General features: G+C 40.8%; 15 protein-coding genes. All 15 read right to left on the bottom strand.

The features are described 5' to 3' along the window. Positions 1-10: 10 nt before the first annotated feature. Positions 11-1,930 carry a 3D-(3,5/4)-trihydroxycyclohexane-1,2-dione acylhydrolase (decyclizing) gene (gene iolD / locus K8L98_RS05325; RefSeq protein ID WP_223440238.1) on the bottom strand — a complete coding sequence of 640 codons (1,920 nt, stop codon included), beginning with the start codon at positions 1,928-1,930 and terminating at the stop codon, positions 11-13. Between the two features lie 125 nt (positions 1,931-2,055). After that, complete coding sequence (locus tag K8L98_RS05320; protein ID WP_223440237.1) at positions 2,056-3,519, bottom strand: CoA-acylating methylmalonate-semialdehyde dehydrogenase; 1,464 nt, start codon at positions 3,517-3,519, stop codon at positions 2,056-2,058. 16 nt (positions 3,520-3,535) lie between these two features. Next, positions 3,536-4,543, bottom strand: a complete 1,008-nt coding sequence (gene iolC / locus K8L98_RS05315; protein ID WP_223440236.1) for a 5-dehydro-2-deoxygluconokinase — start codon at positions 4,541-4,543, stop codon at positions 3,536-3,538. Positions 4,544-4,564: 21 nt separating this feature from the next. Next, the gene (gene iolG / locus K8L98_RS05310) at positions 4,565-5,587 is read right to left on the bottom strand and encodes an inositol 2-dehydrogenase (RefSeq protein WP_223440235.1); all 1,023 of its coding nucleotides are present in this window, start codon (positions 5,585-5,587) and stop codon (positions 4,565-4,567) included. 105 nt (positions 5,588-5,692) lie between these two features. Then, positions 5,693-6,712: a LacI family DNA-binding transcriptional regulator gene (locus K8L98_RS05305; protein ID WP_223440234.1), complete on the bottom strand. Its 1,020-nt coding sequence runs from the start codon at positions 6,710-6,712 to the stop codon at positions 5,693-5,695. A gap of 75 nt (positions 6,713-6,787) precedes the next feature. Next, positions 6,788-7,747, bottom strand: a complete 960-nt coding sequence (locus K8L98_RS05300; RefSeq protein ID WP_223440233.1) for a sugar ABC transporter substrate-binding protein — start codon at positions 7,745-7,747, stop codon at positions 6,788-6,790. A gap of 53 nt (positions 7,748-7,800) precedes the next feature. After that, a complete protein-coding gene (locus tag K8L98_RS05295; protein ID WP_223440231.1) occupies positions 7,801-8,799 on the bottom strand; it encodes an ABC transporter permease in 999 nt (332 codons plus the stop codon). 4 nt (positions 8,800-8,803) lie between these two features. Beyond that, positions 8,804-10,312, bottom strand: coding sequence for a sugar ABC transporter ATP-binding protein (locus tag K8L98_RS05290; RefSeq protein ID WP_223440229.1), 1,509 nt, complete (start codon positions 10,310-10,312; stop codon positions 8,804-8,806). Positions 10,313-10,455: 143 nt separating this feature from the next. After that, the gene (locus K8L98_RS05285; RefSeq protein ID WP_223440227.1) at positions 10,456-11,484 is read right to left on the bottom strand and encodes a Gfo/Idh/MocA family oxidoreductase; all 1,029 of its coding nucleotides are present in this window, start codon (positions 11,482-11,484) and stop codon (positions 10,456-10,458) included. A gap of 19 nt (positions 11,485-11,503) precedes the next feature. Next, positions 11,504-12,487: a Gfo/Idh/MocA family protein gene (locus K8L98_RS05280; RefSeq protein ID WP_223440225.1), complete on the bottom strand. Its 984-nt coding sequence runs from the start codon at positions 12,485-12,487 to the stop codon at positions 11,504-11,506. A gap of 256 nt (positions 12,488-12,743) precedes the next feature. Continuing rightward, positions 12,744-13,640 carry an ROK family protein gene (locus K8L98_RS05275; protein WP_223440224.1) on the bottom strand — a complete coding sequence of 299 codons (897 nt, stop codon included), beginning with the start codon at positions 13,638-13,640 and terminating at the stop codon, positions 12,744-12,746. A 24-nt stretch (positions 13,641-13,664) separates the two neighbouring features. Then, the gene (locus tag K8L98_RS05270; RefSeq protein ID WP_223443189.1) at positions 13,665-15,050 is read right to left on the bottom strand and encodes a glycoside hydrolase family 1 protein; all 1,386 of its coding nucleotides are present in this window, start codon (positions 15,048-15,050) and stop codon (positions 13,665-13,667) included. Between the two features lie 75 nt (positions 15,051-15,125). Beyond that, positions 15,126-16,589, bottom strand: coding sequence for an ABC transporter substrate-binding protein (locus tag K8L98_RS05265; protein ID WP_223440223.1), 1,464 nt, complete (start codon positions 16,587-16,589; stop codon positions 15,126-15,128). A gap of 38 nt (positions 16,590-16,627) precedes the next feature. Further along, on the bottom strand, positions 16,628-17,482 hold the full coding sequence (locus K8L98_RS05260; RefSeq protein WP_223443187.1) for a carbohydrate ABC transporter permease: 855 nt from the start codon (positions 17,480-17,482) through the stop codon (positions 16,628-16,630). Positions 17,483-17,618: 136 nt separating this feature from the next. After that, positions 17,619-18,557 (bottom strand): ABC transporter permease, encoded by a 939-nt coding sequence (locus tag K8L98_RS05255; RefSeq protein ID WP_223440222.1) that lies wholly within the window; start codon positions 18,555-18,557, stop codon positions 17,619-17,621. Positions 18,558-18,587: the final 30 nt, after the last annotated feature.

Here is an 18,587-nt window from a genome sequence, read left to right as displayed (position 1 = left end):
TCCCCCCCCGTTAGTACGCACGCGCTTTTTCCAGATTGGTTTCCTTATTTTCAAATGCACTCTTGATGCTTTCTTTTTCAGAAACTTGGGCTAAACCAACATGCCACCATGAATCGTAGCCGTGTGTCATCGTTTTTGGAAGCACTTTAATGTCTATCAGTGTACTTACAGTTTGCTTTTTCGAGTCAATGACGGCTGCGTGAAGTTCATCCATCGTTCTGACGGAGTATGTTTTAACACCATAGCCTTCTGCGACTTTTGCATAGTCAATAGCCATGACCGGACCATCCATTTTTCCCGTTTCAGGGTTTCTTTTTCGAAATTCTGTACCAAAGCTGCCCATTCCGTTTTCCATCTGCAAATTGTTTATGCAGCCAAAACCTGAATTATCAAACAGGACAACATTAATTTTCTTCCCTTCCTGCAGGGATGTGACGAGTTCACTATGAAGCATCAAATAGCTGCCGTCACCGGTCATCGCGTATACTTCCCGGTCCGGCTCGGCAAGCTTAACTCCCAGAGCTCCAGCTATTTCGTAGCCCATGCATGAGTAGCCATATTCCATGTGATAGGTGTTGCGTGTTCTCGAAATCCACATACGCTGCATGTCGCCTGGCAGACTGCCGGCTGCCCCAACCACAATCGCATTATCAGCCACCATTTCATTTAATGCTCCAAGCACGCTTGTCTGTGTCAATTCAGTGCCAAGCGCTTCTTTATATTCAGGCAGCTTTTCATCGAGGTGACCAGCTATTTCGGGTGTGAAGCGATCGCCATAAGTAATTCCGTATAATCGGTTTAATTCATTCTGCCAGCCTTGCTTCGCATCTTCAATTTCATTTTCATAAGCAGAACGATAGTCTCCAAGTTTTGCTGCAATGGCTTCAAGTCCGGCTTTTGCATCGGCGACTACTTTTACAGCATCAAGTTTTGCTGCATGGAATTCCGAAACGTTTATCGTAAGTACGTCAGCCTTTCCAAACAACTGCTTAGACGCTGTTGTAAAATCAGTAAAACGCGTACCGACCCCAATAATCAGGTCTGCTTCTTTTGCCAGTGTGTTAGCAGCCGAGTTGCCCGTTACGCCGAGTCCGCCCAAATTGAGCGGATGATTACTTTCCACACCGCTTTTGCCAGCCTGGGTTTCACCAAATGGGATATTAAACGTTTCTGCAAATTTCACTAAAGAGTCAGCTGCTTCAGAATAACGGACGCCTCCGCCAAAAATCAGCAATGGTTTTTTCTTTACCTGAATAAGTTTCACTGCATCCTGCACACTTTCAGCAGATGGAAGCCTGCGGTCAATCCGGTGAATCCGTTTTTCAAAAAAGCTTTGAGGGAAATCCCATGCTTCACCCTGTACATCCTGCGGAAGTGCAATCGTGACAGCTCCTGTATCTGCTGCATTCGTCAATACACGCATCGCATTCAGCATCGCAGACATAAGCTGTTCTGGCCGGGTAACGCGATCCCAATATTTACTTACAGCCCGGAATGCATCATTTGTTGAAATGGACAGATCGTGGGTTTGTTCGATCTGCTGAAGCACTGGATCCGGCTGGCGTGTTGCGAACACATCACCGGGTAATAATAGAACAGGAATATTATTCGCTGTAGCAGCAGCGGCAGAAGTGACCATGTTTGCTGCTCCAGGTCCAACAGATGAGGTGCATGCCATGATCTGTTTCCGATGTTTCTGTTTAGCAAACGCCATCGCAGCATTAGCCATTCCCTGCTCATTTCGTCCCTGATAGACTTCCAGTTCTCCTGGATTTTCTTCTAGTGCCTGGCCAAGTCCAAGCACATTCCCGTGGCCGAAAATAGTAAAAATCCCTTTTATAAAACGTTCCTGTTTTCCATCAAATTCTATATACTGCTCATTTAAAAATTTCACGAGTGCCTGTGCAGTTGTCATTTGTATCGTCTTCACTTATAACTCTCCTCTCTCATTAAGAAACACACATGATTTGTCTGAAAAAGAATATTTCCTGAAGCCTTCCTAGTGCAAAATGAAAAAGGGAAGCGGCACTCGGTCCCGCCACTTCCCTTTAATCCTTACTTCACGAAACGAGCTGTAACCATTTTCTTTCTGGTGTAAAATTCGACACCATCCGTACCATTTGCATGAAGGTCGCCGTAGAATGAATCTTTATTGCCTGAGAATGGAAAGAATGCCATTGGTGCTGGAACTCCAACATTAACACCTAACATGCCTGCATCAATGGTTTCACGGAACTGACGGATGGCATATGCACTGTCTGTATAGATGCAAGCCCCATTTGCAAATGGTGAAGCATTTGCTACATCAATCGCTTCTGTTAAATCTTTTACGCGCACGATCGAAAGAACTGGCGCAAATACTTCATCCTGCCAAATTTTCATTTCTTGTGTGACATGATCGAAAATTGTAGGTCCAACAAAGTAACCTTTACCGTTTGCCGCTTCATCGCCTCGACCATCACGGACAAGCGTTGCACCTTGCTTAACACCAGATTCGATATAGCCAAGTGTACGTTCTTTATGAGATTCACGGATAACCGGTCCTAAGAATACGCCTTCATCCAGTCCATTACCGATTGTAAGCTCATCAGCAGCTTTGTTAAGCTTTTCTATCAGCTCATCCGCGATCTGCTCTTCGACTGCTACAACTGCCGCTGCCATACAGCGTTCACCTGCTGATCCAAAAGCGGCACTTGTAATTTGTGTTACTGCTGCATCAATGTTCGCATCTTTTAATACAATTGAATGGTTTTTAGCTCCTGCCAATGCTTGAACACGTTTTAAGTTTGCAGTGCCTGTTTTATAGACGTATTCTGCAACAGGCTGTGAACCGACAAACGAAATAGCTTTTACGTGCTTGTGCTCTAAAATGCCGTTAACTACGTCATGTGCACCATTCACGATATTTAATACACCTTTAGGAAGGCCTGCTTCTTCGAACAATTCTGCAAGACGTACCGCAAGAAGCGGAGTTCGTTCAGACGGCTTCAAAACGAATGTATTGCCGCAAGCAATTGCAAGCGGGAACATCCAGCAGGGAACCATCATTGGAAAATTGAATGGTGTGATTCCGCCGACTACACCGATTGGGTAGCGATACATACCAGATTCGATGTTTGTCGCAATATCAGGAAGCTGTTTACCCATCATTAACGTAGGTGCTCCTGCAGCAAATTCAACACACTCTATGCCGCGAAGCACCTCGCCGTGTGCTTCTTGAAAGCTTTTTCCGTTTTCAATTGTTATAAGCTTTGCAAGCTCATCCCACTTCTCTACAAGGAGCTGCTGATATTTAAAAAGAATACGCGCGCGTTTTGGAACGGATGTCTGGGACCATGTTTTAAACGTTTCATTCGCTGCTTGCACAGCACGGTCCACATCTTCTTTTGTAGAAAGAGGTACTATAGCAAGCTCTTCACCTGTTGCCGGGTTATAGACGATTTCTGTTTTTTCAGAAGCTGACTCTACCCATTCACCGCCAATATAGTTTTTTAACGTTTTTACAGTTGTTTGTGTCATTTTATATTCTCCCTTTCTATCCTTGAACTGGTTCGTAAACTGCTGTTTCCATTTGATTGATCAGCTCTTCCTTTGTCGGCATGGCATCTGAGCAGCTGTGGCGGGAAATAACAATGGATGCCGAGGCACTGCCCATCTTCATCGCTTCCGACACATCTTTTCCATTCATTAGGCCGTAAATGAAAGCAGATGCATAAGAGTCGCCCGCACCGAACGTTTTCAGAACATTCGTCTTGAAGATTCCGCTTCTATGTGATTCATTGTCTTTTGTATAGGCAATGGATCCTGCACCGCCATGTTTAATGACAACAAGATCTGCACGGTATGAGAACCAGCGGGACGCTGTATACTGGTCATCTGATTCATCGATATTCAACAATTTTTCCATCATATCGAACTCTTCGCGAGTCCCGATAATGACGTCGCATTTCTCTGCAGCCAAGTTATAATAAACAGCTGTTTCGGATTCGTCAGTCCATGTATACGGGCGGTAATCAAGATCAAAGAAAACCGTTACTTTATGTTTAATCGCATATTCGAGCGCCAAAAATACAGCTTCCCGGGATGGGCTTTTAGCTAGAGCTGTTCCTGAAATTAATAGAGCTTTTGATAGTTTAATATAATCCTCTTCTACCTCAGAAGGATGCAGCTTCAAGTCAGCGGCGTTGTCACGGTACAGCAAAATACTGCATTCAGCCGGACTTTTTATCTCAGTAAAAGCAAGACCTGTGACCGCACCTGTTTGGTCAACTGTTACGCCCTTTGTATCGATGTTGTTTTTCTTTAAGTAATTTGTGATAAAACGGCCCATTTGGTCATCAGCAACTTTGCCGATAAATCCCGTATTTTGACCTAATCTAGCAGAACCAATCGCAATATTGGCCGGGGAACCGCCGACATATTTGGTAAATGTGCTCGTTTCTTCCATTGGGCGATTTGTTTCATTGGAGTTTAAGTCAATACAAAGCCTGCCGACAGCAATAATATCAAGGGGTCTATCCTTTACAAATTTGAGCGGGTTCATATGATCCTTCCTTCCGTACAATTAATTTGCAGCAGTTTGGGCAGCCGGCTTTAATTGAACTGGGGCCCCCGTTTCAAGTGATTGTCTTGCTGCTCTGGCAATACGTTCAGCCTGTAAACCATCAAAGCCATTGCAGCTCACTTCATGATTTTCAAGGACTGCAGCAGCAAACTCAGTTACTTCATCGATATATGCTTGAGTGTAACGTTCAAGGAAAAAGTAAAGCGGCTTCTCTTTCGTTACACTATCAATGGTTGAAACTTCAACGGTTGTTGCCCGATTGTTATTTACCTCCGCTGCGCCCTTATCACCAAAGATTTCAAGACGCTGGTCATAACCGTAAACTGCACGGCGGCTATTATCGATTACACCAAGAGCGCCATTTGCAAATTTCAAGGTAATAATAGCAGTATCAATATCGCCTGCCTCCCCAATCGCCGGCTCAACAAGCACTGCACCTTTCGCGAAAACTTCCACCACTTCACTGCCCATTACGTAGCGCGCCATATCAAAGTCATGTATGGTCATATCCATGAACAATCCGCCTGATGATTTAATATAATCAACACCTGGCGGCTCTGGATCGCGTGAGGTGATTCTCAACACGTGAGGTGTTCCGATTTCCCCCTGCTGAACAAGTGTACGAATTTTTCGAAAATTTGGATCAAAACGGCGGTTAAAACCAACCTGCAGCTTTACACCGGCTTTTTCAACAGCAGCAAGTGCTTCCTTTGTTTCTTCCACCGAGAAGCTGACTGGCTTTTCACAGAAAATATGTTTTCCGGCAGCTGCTGCTTCTTTAATAATGTCTGCATGAGTATTTGTTGGCGAACAAATAAAAATTGCTTGTATAACAGGATCATTCAGCAATTCATGATAATCTGTTGTTAATACTTCAATCTGCTTTTCTTCTGCCCATGTTTCAAGATGTTGGGCAGCAACATCCGATACACTTTTAATCCGAATGTGCGGAATCAACCTCAAATTATCAACATGCAATCTTCCGATACGTCCAGCTCCAATAATTCCCACAGTCAATGTCATCGACCGATTCCCCCTAAATCGTTAATTTTAAATTTTTATAGGTTCGATTAAGCGCTTTCCTGTTGACTTGAAAAAAATTCCGGCCCAAGCCGGCAAGTTAAATCCTTATCTCTTAGCCTCAATTTCATTCAAATCTCTGACAGAATGACGTTCAATCAGCTCTGGTGCAAGCATAATTCTGTGTCCAGGCATATCTGGATTTCCAATTGACAGCAGCAGCTTTTGAATAGCATAGTGTGCCAATTCCTCAATAGGCTGTGCGATTGTAGTTAAACCTGGATCTGCTAACTCCGCATGAATCGTATTATCAAAACCAATCACTGATATATCATGTGGAATCGCCACTTTCGCTTTTCTTGCTTCATTAATGAATATTGCAGCGATTAGATCCGTAGAAGCAAATACTGCAGTGGGTTTAACCTCTAATTTCAATATTTGCCGGGCAGCCGCTTTCGCTTCTTCTATTTTTGATTTTGAATGTACAACATAGTTTTCATCTAAATGAATTCCCTCATCAGAAAGAGAATGTTTAAAGCCCTGCAAACGCAGCACTCCGCTCGCCCGGTTTAATTCTGCAATCACAGCAATTTTCGTGTGACCTTTATCCAGCAAGTAACGGCCTGCCAGATATCCGCCGCGTACATCATCAGTCGTAACAACGTGAGAAGCAAAAGATGGATGATCAATCGAAAACATTAAGAGAGGGATACTCTTGCTTTGGAGTTTTTTAAAAACCTTCCAATCCTTTGGTTCTGTTGCAATAATAATTCCATCAACTTGTTTTTTTAAAAGCAGCTCTAAATAATCTTGTTCACGTTCTCGCTGATAATCTGTGCTGCATAATATGATGGCATAACCCGTTTCCCGTGCGCTGTTTTCCAAAGCCCGGGCTACCTCAGCAAAAAAGGGGTTGGAAATATCAGGAACAAGCACTCCGATTGTAAAAGTTTTCTTACCTGTCAGCGCTGCTGCTACACTGCTTGGCTGGTATTCAAGTTCTTGCATGATTTCCATTACTCTATTCCTTGTTTTATTGCTGATCCGTCCTGTATTATTCAGCACCTTGGAAACCGTAGCAATTGAGACTCCCGCCTTTTCTGCTACATCATAGATAGTGAGCTTCATGTATTTTCAAACTCCTCCGAATTGTCTTTTTCATTAGTTTAGCATGAAGGAAATTTGCTGTACCAAATTTAGACCTTATTTAGAAATACTCTTTAAAAATTCTAATTTTTCTTCTGCGTTTTCAGTTGTAATGATGTCTATTCCGCTGTCTATACGCTCTTTGACCTTTTCCCCTTTAATTGCTTTCAATGCGTTTTCGACACCTTGATAGCCCATGTTGTAAGGACTTTGTGCAATTGTACCAGCAAGTTTCCCATCTAAAATAGATTCAACTGCTTCTTCTGTTCCATCTGTGCCGATTACTTTAATATCGTTTCCTTTAGCTTCGACTGCACGCAATACACCCAGCGCCATATCATCATTGGCTGCGAAAACACCTTTTACATCCCCATTTTTCTGAAGAATATTTTCCATAACAGACATAGCTTTTGTTTTATCACTATCTCCAGGTTGTTCAGCGACAACTTCGAGACCTGCTTCTTCAAGTGCTTCTTTCGCACCTTTAATTCGGTCATCTGTAGCAGGATTACCGAGCGCTCCTGAAATTAAGACCACTTTATCTCCCTTTTGAAGCATAGAAGCTAGCAATTTTCCGCCTTCTATACCTGCTGTATGGTTTTCTGTACCAATAAAGCTTGTTTTTCCTGCAAACTCAGCATCTGAATCTATTAGAAGAACTGGTAAATCCGATTGAGATGCAGTTTCTAATACTGGAACAACTGTTTCTGGCTGAGATGGAGCGACTACAATAGCACCAGGTGACTGACTTATTTGATCTTCGAGCATATTTACTTGCTGGATCACTTCCGATTCTGCAGATGGTCCAACTACCGTTACATCTACTCCAAGATCTTTCCCGGCAGCTTTAGCTCCTGCCTCTACATATTTCCAGTAAGGGCTTGATAATGTTTTTAATACGACTGCAACGCTTTCGTCCCCGTTGCCGCTTGCTTCTTTATCTGCACCGCTGCAGCCTGCAGCAAATGCTATACATGATACTGCCAATGCCGTTCCAATCAATTTAAGTTTTTTCATTTCATTTCCCCCTTTTTTATTTTTAGTAAAGCGCTTTACCAAAGTAGATAAGTTTACCCTTTCTTACTTTTGCGCTGCCGAAGAACGTCTACATATACGGCGGCGATAATAACAAATCCGATTACTGCCATTTGAAAATCAGCAGGAACGTTTAAAAGGTTTAGGCCATTACGCAGGACAGCGATAATCATAGCTCCGATTAATGTACCCCAAACAGTCCCAACGCCTCCCATAAAGCTAGCGCCGCCAATAATAACTGCCGCAATTGCGTCAAGTTCGTATGAAAGTCCAGCAAGAGGAAAAGCAGAGTTAACTCGGCCAACTGTTACAAGACCTGCAAGCCCCGCCATTAAACCACTGATTGTATACACAATAATTAACACGCGATCGACATTAATACCTGACAGACGAGCAGCTTCCTTGTTACCGCCGATGGCGTAAATATAACGCCCTGTCTGTGTTCTGGTTAGGAAAATATGAAAGATGATATATACAACTATAACAAGAAGGAAACTAACTGGAATAGGACCTACAAATTCACGGCCTATAAATTGAATTAAATATGGGAAACCAGCAATCGGAGCTGCAGCAGTTAAAATTAGCGCAATCCCACGTGCGATGTTCATTGTACCAAGTGTAGAAATAAACGGATGCGGCAAACGTAATTTTGTTAATAACAACCCGTTTATTAAACCAAATCCAGCACCGACGGCAAGACATACAATAATACCTAGGATTGGACTCAAGCCCATGTTAACTGAGACAATTCCCATAACCATAATGGAGACTGCAAGAATGGATCCAACAGACAAATCAATCCCTGCTGTTAATATTGGAAGAAGCATCCCCATTGCAAGAATGGCATTGATAGAAGATTGTCGGGCAATGTTCATTATATTATTCAATGTTAAAAACTTGTCCGATAAAAATGTGAGCACTGTAGTTAAAAGGACAAGACCGATAAGCGGTCCAAATTTACTTAAGTAACTCTTTAGCTTTCTGCTTTGTTTTGGTGCATCATTGTCTGTTTTTTTCAAAACTGCTTCACTCATTATATTAACCTCCTGTTGCCGCTTTCATAATTCTCTCTTGAGAAGCCTCTTCTATCTCCAGGTCAGCGGTTATTTTTCCTTCACTCATCACTAGGACTCGATCGCACATACCAAGAATTTCTGGAAGGTCTGAAGAAATCACCAACACTATGGCACCGCTTTCAACTAACTGATTCATTAAGCGGTATACCTCAACTTTAGCTCCAACGTCAATGCCTCTTGTCGGTTCATCAAAGATATATACCTTTGCTTGTGTGCATAGCCATTTGGCAATAACAACCTTTTGCTGATTGCCTCCACTTAAATTTCGGGCATGAAGGTCAATGTTATCAGGGCGCACCTTCAATTCTTTAATATAATTTTTTGCTTCTTCACGGATACCTTTTAAATCAACTAATCTAGATTTATTTGTAAATTTTTTCATATTAGCCATAGCAATGTTGAAATCGAGCGGCTGATCAAGCAGGAGACCTTCACTTTTCCTGTCCTCTGTAATAAAGGCAATGCCGGCATCAATTGCATCCCGAGGTGACTTAATTCGAACTTCCTCACCATTTATGAAGACTTTTCCGCCTTCATGTGAATCTGCGCTGAAAATGGCTCGTGCAAGTTCTGTACGGCCTGCGCCGACTAGTCCGGAAATGCCAACAATTTCACCATAACGGATGGAAAATCCAACTGGTTCTGAAGTTCCAGTTACCATTATGTTTTCAACCCGAAATCCTTCGTCTCCAAGCATAAACGATTGCTTGGGATACTTTTCATCAAGCGCACGGCCAACCATTAGCTCAATCCAGTAATCAGTTTCGGTAGTCTTAACCTGCAGTGTATCTATTTTAAATCCGTCTCGAAGAATGGTTAACCGATCGCCCATCCTTCTGATTTCTTCCAAGCGGTGGGAAATGAATACAATCGCGATTCCTTTTTCCGTAAGCTGTTCAACACAGTTATATAACTGTTCTACTTCTGTTCCACTAAGGCTGGATGTTGGCTCGTCCATTATAATCAATTTAGCATCCAGGGCAAGCGCTTTCGCAATTTCAACAAGTTGCTGCTGCCCAATTCCGAGCTCCCCAAGCTGCTTATCTGCCAGTGAAGGGCTCTGGCCCAGCATCTCCAAACAGCGTTCTGCTTCCTTGCGCATTTCTTTTTGGTTAAGAAGCGACAACTTTCCGGCACGCTTTAATTCTCTTCCAAGGAAAATATTTTCATAAACCTTTAATTCAGGAATGACATTTAATTCTTGATAAATGGTAGCAATGCCTAGATTCATAGCCTCAACAGGTGTATTAAGTTCGACCCGCTTGCCTTCCCAATAAATTTCTCCGTCATCCTTTTCGTAAGCGCCTGTTAAAATTTTTATGAGAGTCGATTTACCTGCACCGTTTTCACCAAGTAAAACATGAACTTCACCGGCTACTACATCTAAATCAATCCCTTTTAAAACATGGTTTTGACCAAAGCTCTTTTTAATTCCTTTTATTTCGAGGAGGCTTCCTGCATGAGTAACCATGTACAGACCCCTTTCTATTCATTCCATCATTTATGATTTTTTAAGAAAGCGCTTTCCTAATATGAAGTATAATGACTTCGCATCTTAATTTCAACATATTTTGAATATTTATTTTTTTCAAAAAAACAGCACTCTTTTATTCTTCAACTCTGCTTAACACTCACTGCTAGTTGCGAAAGCTCAAATTTTTGTCCAGTCTGATAGGATTCCCGTGCTGCCAAAGCAATTTCGAGTGCCTTTACGCCATCGTCTACTGTGACACGCGGTGTTCCGTTCTCAGCTACAACCCGGAAAAAGTCTGAGAGTTCCAAATTGTAGGCATCCGTAAAACGAGATGGAAAATCCGGTAATATATCGTGCGTGTTACCCGCTTTAGTTAATATCTGAATGTTATGCTCCCGAAGATTTCCAATAAAAATCGAGCCTTCTGTCCCCATGATCTCTGCCCGTATATCGTAGCCATAATAAGCGTTACGGCTTGCTTCTGCATCTCCTGCAGCACCAGAAGCAAAATCTATATAAGTAAGGGATTGATCGACATCCCCATACTTTTCCAAAAAAGGATATTTCAAAACACGGCCATGAGCGCTCACAGAAGTGACCTCAGACTTCATCAAATAACGGGCAATATCATAATCATGGATGGACACATCTACAAACATCCCGCCGCTATGCTTGATGAATGCCTCATGAGGCGCATGGGGATCACGGGAAATTCCGCGGAAGTATATCGGATCACCGATATCACCTGCATCAATTCGTTTTTTTGCTGCATCATAAGCAGGGTCAAATCGGCGCATAAAACCAACCTGGCAGATTGAATTGTTTTTTTCTATCATGCCTTTAATTTCATTTGCTTCTTTTAAATCAATTGTCAGCGGTTTTTCAACAAAAATAGCTTTACCTGATTCTGATGCTCTTTTCAACAAATCAAAATGAGTGCTCGTTGGGGAGGCAATGATTACGGCTTCAATTGTATCATCTTGAAAAATATCATCAGGATTTGCCGTAAAAACCGGCGCCTCAAGTTCTTCTGCAACCCGTTTGGCCGTCTCAATGTTCATATCACATACAGCCACAAGTTCTGCGTTTCGAATTTTAGCCACGTTTACTGCATGCCAATACCCAAGCCTTCCTAATCCAAATACAGCCGAGCGAATTTTTTTTGTCATTGTATTTAATCTCCTTTTATTAAACGTCTGTTAACACAGACTTGCTGTGAAGTGATTGATAGCTTTTTTCAAGATAACGGGCCATCAAAAGGGAATGTTCCTCATTGTAAACCGTTTTTTTCCCCTCAAGGATACAGTCATGAAAATGTTCAACCTGATTTAAATATTGATCGTCTTTGAACCTTTCAAAAAGAATCACATTGCCATTTTCGTCTCTCACAGTTACTTTCCCGTATCCATCAGCTGATACATCTGGACGAAACGAGGAATCTACAATAATGGAGCCCTTAGGACCAATGATTTCATACCGATTAATAAATGGAAGTTCCATTGAAGCTGATACTTCAGCTGTCCGATTATATTTATCTATTAATACACAAGTCGATGTTGTATCTACTCCGTTGCGAATTTTTCCGCTCATTGAAAGTTGAACAGGTTTAAAACCGGCAATTTGTGTGACTGCATGCAAACCGTAACATCCGACATCACGCATAGCGCCTCCGCCTAATTCGCAATTTAAGCGAATGTCTTCTTCATCTTCAAGCATCCAGGAAAAATGGGCTTTCACATGGCGGCATTCCCCGATGAGGCCGGATCCGAGCAATTCCTTTACTCGCTTGTGCTGACAGTGAAATTGGTACATAAATGCTTCCATAAAGACTGCGTTATTGTCTTTAGCTGCTGTTTTCACAGCTTCCATTTCCGCTTCCGTTAACGCTGCTGGCTTTTCAAGAAGAACATGTTTTCCTTTTTCTAATGCCTTTACCGCCCATTCGGCATGAAGTGAATTTGGCAGTGGAATGTAAACGGCTTCAATGGATGGATCATCAAGAAGCTGTTCATATTGTTCATAAATAATAGGTGTTTCAAAACGTTTCGCTTTTTCTAAGCTTTTAGATGCCACAGCTCTTACATCTGCTCGGTCTGAACGCCGCAATGCCGGAACTAGTTCGTTGTATGCAATATTTGCAGCACTAATGATTCCCCAGCGGATTTTAGCCATCGTGATCACTCCTGACAATAAATTCTTACGTTTTAATAACTAAATATTCAGAAATTTAAAGAAAGAAAATAAGGTAAGCGCTTTCTCTATCTATTTTAGCTTACTCTTTTTTTTTATTCAATTACTATTTTCAAAATCTAGCGTATTCTTCCTTTTTTTCTGCAAATCCCCAATATTGCCTGCTTTTACTCACCATAAAACAGACTATCTAGTATAAAAAAAGAGAGATTGTTATATCTCTCTTTTTTTCTTTGATCTATACAATATTTCTTTGTCTATGATAATGATATAAAGCACCCAGCAAGCCTGATTGATTGAAGTACCGGCAATGATCGATATTCGTTAGTTCCAAAGCTTCAGGCCGTATCAGTCCAATCTTATCCTTCAATAAAGAAATGAAAGCTTCCTGTGAGCTTACGCCTCCTCCAAATAGAATTTTTTCTGGAGCTAAAGAATGAATGATGTTGACAGTCCCAACTGCAAGGGCTGTGAAAAATGCTTCCACTTCTTCGGTTATCACTTGATTTTTTTTCTGATAAAGGTCAAATATCTCTTCTCCTGTATAAGCTTGATGAAGCCGATTATTCACACGGTCGATCAGATTCCAGGTAGAGCCTAATCTGCTCAGTGTAGCTGTTTCCATTAGTAAAGGAAGCTTTTCCGTTATTTGCAGACACATTAAACCAAACTCTCCTGCCATACCTTGTCTTCCCCTGTATAACTCATTGTTGATAAAAATAGAACCGCCAATCCCAGTTCCAACTGTTAAGACGACAAAATGATTGTTAGCGATTGCGTTACCTTTCCATTTTTCTGCAAGCGCCGCACAATTGGCATCATTTTCTAATTCTATAGGCAGTTTCAAACTTTTAAGTTCTTCCTTAACCCGTTTGTTCTGTAAATCAGTTACCGCCCCAGCAAAAAAGACGTTCCCTGTGTGAACATCAACAGCTCCAGGAACGCTGAGTGCAATCCCTTTAATAGGATATTTTTGTTTATATTCTTCCGTTTGATCAATAAGCATGGTGAAAATTTCATTGCTCCCTTGTGGCGGTGTTTGATGCACGTTTGATTCAATTACCTTCCCATCCCTATTCATGACGGCTGATTTAACAGATGTTCCTCCAATATCAAATACCGCTGTTAGTTCCAACTATCTCCCTCCGCTTTCTAAATTTTAAAATCCATTATTTTTTGAAAGCTGAGCAAACCACTGACCGCTTTTCTTTATTGATCTTTTATAATGATCTTCTAAATGAACAGAGACAAGCCCATATCGATTTTTATAGGCATTCAGCCATGACCAATTATCCATAAAAGTCCAGAGGTGATATCCTTTGACATTCACGCCTTCTTTTAATGCTTGGTGAATCCATTTAAGGTGCGCTTGCATAAACTCAATTCGGTAATCGTCAATAATTTTGCCTGTTTCATCTCTGAAACGCTCCTCATTTTCTACACCCATGCCATTTTCAGAAATAAAGCATTCAATGTTTCCATAGTCCTGTTTGACATTCATCAAAATATCATAGATGCCTTTCTCATAGATTTCCCATCCGCGATAAGGATTCATCTTCCTTCCAGGCATTTCGTAATAATCAAAATATCTTTCCGGCACAAATGGGGCATGAAGGTTTGGAAGGTGTTCCTTTGCTTTTATTCTCCGTGGCTGATAATAATTAATCCCCAATAAATCAACAGTGTTTTGTTGGATGGTTTCTAAATCCTTTTCTTTCATTTCAGGCAGGAAGTTTTCCTTTTTCAAAAGAGCAACTAGTTCTTCAGGAAACTTTCCTTTTACACTTGGGTCTAAAAACGATCGGTTAAAGAATAGGTCCGCCATTCTCGCTGCTTTGACATCTTCTGGATGCTGACTGCGCGGATAGGAAGGAGTCAAGTTCAATATGATTCCGATCTTTCCGTCTTTCCTGCTGTCATGATATGCTTCAATAGCTTTTGCACTGGCTAAAATGGTATGAAAACCTACTTGTACGGCTTTTTTAAAGTCACAAATAGCAGGATAATGAAATCCGTATAAGTAACCGCCTTCGACAGGCACAATCGGTTCGTTATGGGTAAACCACTTTTTCACGCGATCACCAAAGAGTTTAAAGCAGGTGCTTGCGTACTCCACATAAGCATCCACTACTTCACGGCTTTCCCATCCTCCCCTTTTTTGCAGAGCAAGCGGCATATCAAAATGATAGAGATTGATGAAAGGTTCGATGTTATGGATAATTAATTCATTAATGACATCTTCATAGAAATGAATCGCTTGCTGATTTACTTCTCCCTCTCCGTCCGGAAACAGCCTTGACCATGAGATGGAAAATCGGAAGCTATTATGTCCGGCTTCTTTCATTAATTGAATATCTTCTTTGTATTTCTCATAAAACTTTGAAGTATGATTGGGTCCTACTCCATTATGAAAACGGTGTGGTTCTGTCTTAAACCAATAATCCCAAATATTTTGCCCTTTGCCGTCTCCTTCTGCATGTCCTTCCATTTGCGTTGCGGATGATGCAGACCCCCACCAAAAATCGTCAGGAAAAAGATAATTCATTTGTTTTTCCAAGTTTTAAACCCCTTTCTTAAAAAGGACACCAAGCCGCTTAATCCAGCTTGGTGTCATGTATGATTATTTACCCTGTGTTTTTCTCCAAGCATCATATTGCTTTTGAATTTCAGCCATGACTTTATCAAGTCCGGCTTCTTTAAACTTTTTGTTTGCTTTTGGCAAGTACTCTTCCGGGTCTACTGAACCTGTCATGAGCGGTTTTGAAAACTCACTTGAGACATTTGCGATAGCAGCGATTTCCGTACGGACTGGATTTGGATCAAAATAGAATCCAAGCGTAGGAGCAGCTATAGAATCATTATTGAATTTCTCAAAGGCATCCCATTTATCATCTGGATCATTGTCATATAAAGGTAAGATAAATTGATTTCCGATGGCAAAGCTTGGCATATTAAAGTTATCAATACGTGCTTGTAAATCTTTAATTTTATCATTCTCTCCTTTTTCATAATGAACATCTTCAATCCCTTTATCCAATAAAGTTCGTAAATATGGATCTGTATTTAATAAATTTAAGAACATCATCGCACGTTCCGGATTTTTTGATGTCACAGAGATAGCCTGCATCGAGCCTGTTACTGAACCATTAAAAGTGATCGGCTCATGAATTGGCTGAACTGCTAAATCATATCCTGAAGTACGGGCCCATGTAAGCTCAGCATATGGCTGATACATTTCTTTGCGAACGAACCAGTTTTCTACTTCAAGCGGCCAAGGATCGTTGCTGGTTGCAGCATCTGACTTAATATATCCCGCTTTATAGAAGCTGTGCATCGTTTTTAATGCTTGCTCCATCTCTGGTGTTTCATACACATTGACAATTTTGTGATCCGATGAATCCAGATGAACAGCAAACGGCATTTTATCATCTAAAATATAATCAAACGGCAGGTATGGATTAAACGTAGAAATCGGGGTGAAATCAGGTTCATTTTCTTTAATGGTTTTTAATAATGGCTCTAAGTCTTCAAGTGACTTAACTTTCTTAATGTCCAGGTTGTGTTTTTCAACTAATCTCTTATTAAAAACATAAACACTTTGCTGTCCTACTTCTTTATTGGCTGGAACGGCATACAATTTCCCGTCAATTTTTGCCCCTTCTAAAAAGGCAGGGTCTAATGCTTCTTTTAATTCTTTTCCTTCTGAATCCAGTAATTTATCTAATTCGACAAAAGCACCTTTTCGGGCATTTAATACATAGTTTGCTGCCCACGAACTTGTAAATGCAATATCAAACGGCTCACCCGAGGCAATCACGACCTGCATTTTTTTATCATAGTCACCCCAGTCGATCATTTTCAGGTTGATTTTAGTATTTATTTTTTCTTTTGTGTATTCATTTACTTTTTCCATGACTTTATCGGCATCTTTTTGAGGTGTTCCGATCATATACCACGTCAGTTCATACGGTTTTAGTTCCCCATTTTCAGTTGAATTGCTCTCCTTGGCTCCCCCCATGCATCCTGATAAAATCAAGGTTAAACTAATCACTGCCATAAAAATCGATACCCATTTCTTTTGCACGTTTTTTCCCCCTTATTGTTTGTTTACTTTTTAACTTATCATTCTTTTACACTGCCGATTGTCAGCCCGCTGACAAAATATTTTTGGAAAAATGGATAAGCAATCGCAATCGGCAAGGTTGAAATGACTACCATCGCCATTTTTGCTGCATCTTGCGGAATGGCGGTTAATATTCCGGCTTGCTGACCATTTGTTAATGCATTCTGGCGAATGAATTCCAAGTTGCCCTCAACCTTCATTAAAAGAGATTGCAACGGAACCAGTGTTGGATTATCAATAAATAACAAGGCATTAAACCAATCATTCCAGTAACCAAGTGTACTGAATAATGCGATGGTTGCGATACCAGGCAAGGATAATGGCAAAACGATTTGAAAAAAGATTCTCCATTCACTTGCGCCGTCAATGCGTGCTGATTCTAATACAGATTCAGGTACCGACCTGATGAAAAAGGTTCGCATAATCAAAATGTAGAAAGCGTTTACAACAAGCGGCAGAATTAGAGCCCAGATCGTATTTTTCAATTGCAGAACCTGAGTGGCCACGATATAAAAAGGAACTAATCCTCCGCCAAATAACATTGTAAAGAAAGCTAAAAATGTGAAAAATTTGCGATACAAAAACTGTTTTCTTGAGATTGCGTAAGCATAAAAAGAGATCGTCATCACACTTATTAATGTACCTAAAATTGTAACGAGTATCGTAATGAAATAGGATTGAAACAACTGATCTTTCATAGCCCATAAATATTGATAGGCAGCAGGACTCCATTTTTCAGGAATAATTTGGAACCCATTAGCGGCAAGCGTCTTTTCATCCGTTAAAGAAATCATAATAACATATATAAAAGGAAACACACATACCATGGCAAATCCGCCTAAGATCACATTCATGATCAGATTTGGGAAGCCATTTAATTCATGCGGGTTATATTTTCTTTGCCGCTTCTTTTTTTTCTGCACGTCAATCTTTACATCCGGATCTTTTACTTGAGTATTTGCTGGTCCCACACTTTTGTCTCCTTTCTTTTTAAAATAAGGCATACTCCTTATCAATCTTCTTAACAAGATAATTCGTCAGCATAACCAGGATAAAGCCAACGACCGATTGATAGAGTCCTGCAGCCGTGCTCATGCTTATTTCACCCATAGTCGTTAGTCCTCGATAGACATAGGTATCAATAACATTTGTAACGGGATATAATGCACCGGAATCTCTCGGCACTTGAAAAAACAAACCAAAGTCAGAGTTGAAAATTTTCCCGACGTTTAAAATAGTCAAAATGACAATAAGCGGTGTAATCATCGGCATCGTCACATGGCGAATTTGCTGCCACTTATTAGCCCCGTCAATCATTGCAGCTTCAAAATATGTTCGATCAATCCCAACAATCGCTGCGAGATAGACGATGCTTCCGTACCCTACACCTTTCCACATTGACATAAAGATAAGAATGAAAGGCCAATATTCTGTTTCGCTATACCAGGAAACCGCTTCCAATCCAAACCACTCAAAAATTTTGTTCAGCAATCCTCTATCTACACTTAAAAAGGTAAAAACAAAATAACTAATAACAACCCATGATAAAAAATGAGGAAACAACATTCCGGTCTGATACACTTTTGCAAGTTTTTTATTCGCTAATTCACTCAGCACAATCGCAATAAAAACAGAAAGTATTAATCCTAAAATAATGAAGACTGCGTTATATAAGATTGTGTTTCTGGTAATTACGAAGGCATCATTTGTACTGAACAAAAATTCAAAGTTCTGAAATCCAACCCATTCGCTATTTAATACACTTGCCAAAAATCCTTCTGCATCGTAGCGAAAATTCTTAAAAGCAATTACGGTTCCAAACATCGGTAAATAAGAGAAAAATAAAAACCAAATCGTCCCTGGCAAAACCATGAGGAGCCACACACGATTTTTGTACACATTAACAAAGAAATTCTTGATCCATTTCATAGAGGCCCTCCCTTTCTTCTCCTACTCTTA

The sequence above is a fragment of the Metabacillus dongyingensis genome (genome assembly GCF_019933155.2).
Taxonomy (GTDB): domain Bacteria; phylum Bacillota; class Bacilli; order Bacillales; family Bacillaceae; genus Bacillus_P; species Bacillus_P dongyingensis.
This window is presented reverse-complemented; position numbering and strand designations above follow the sequence as displayed.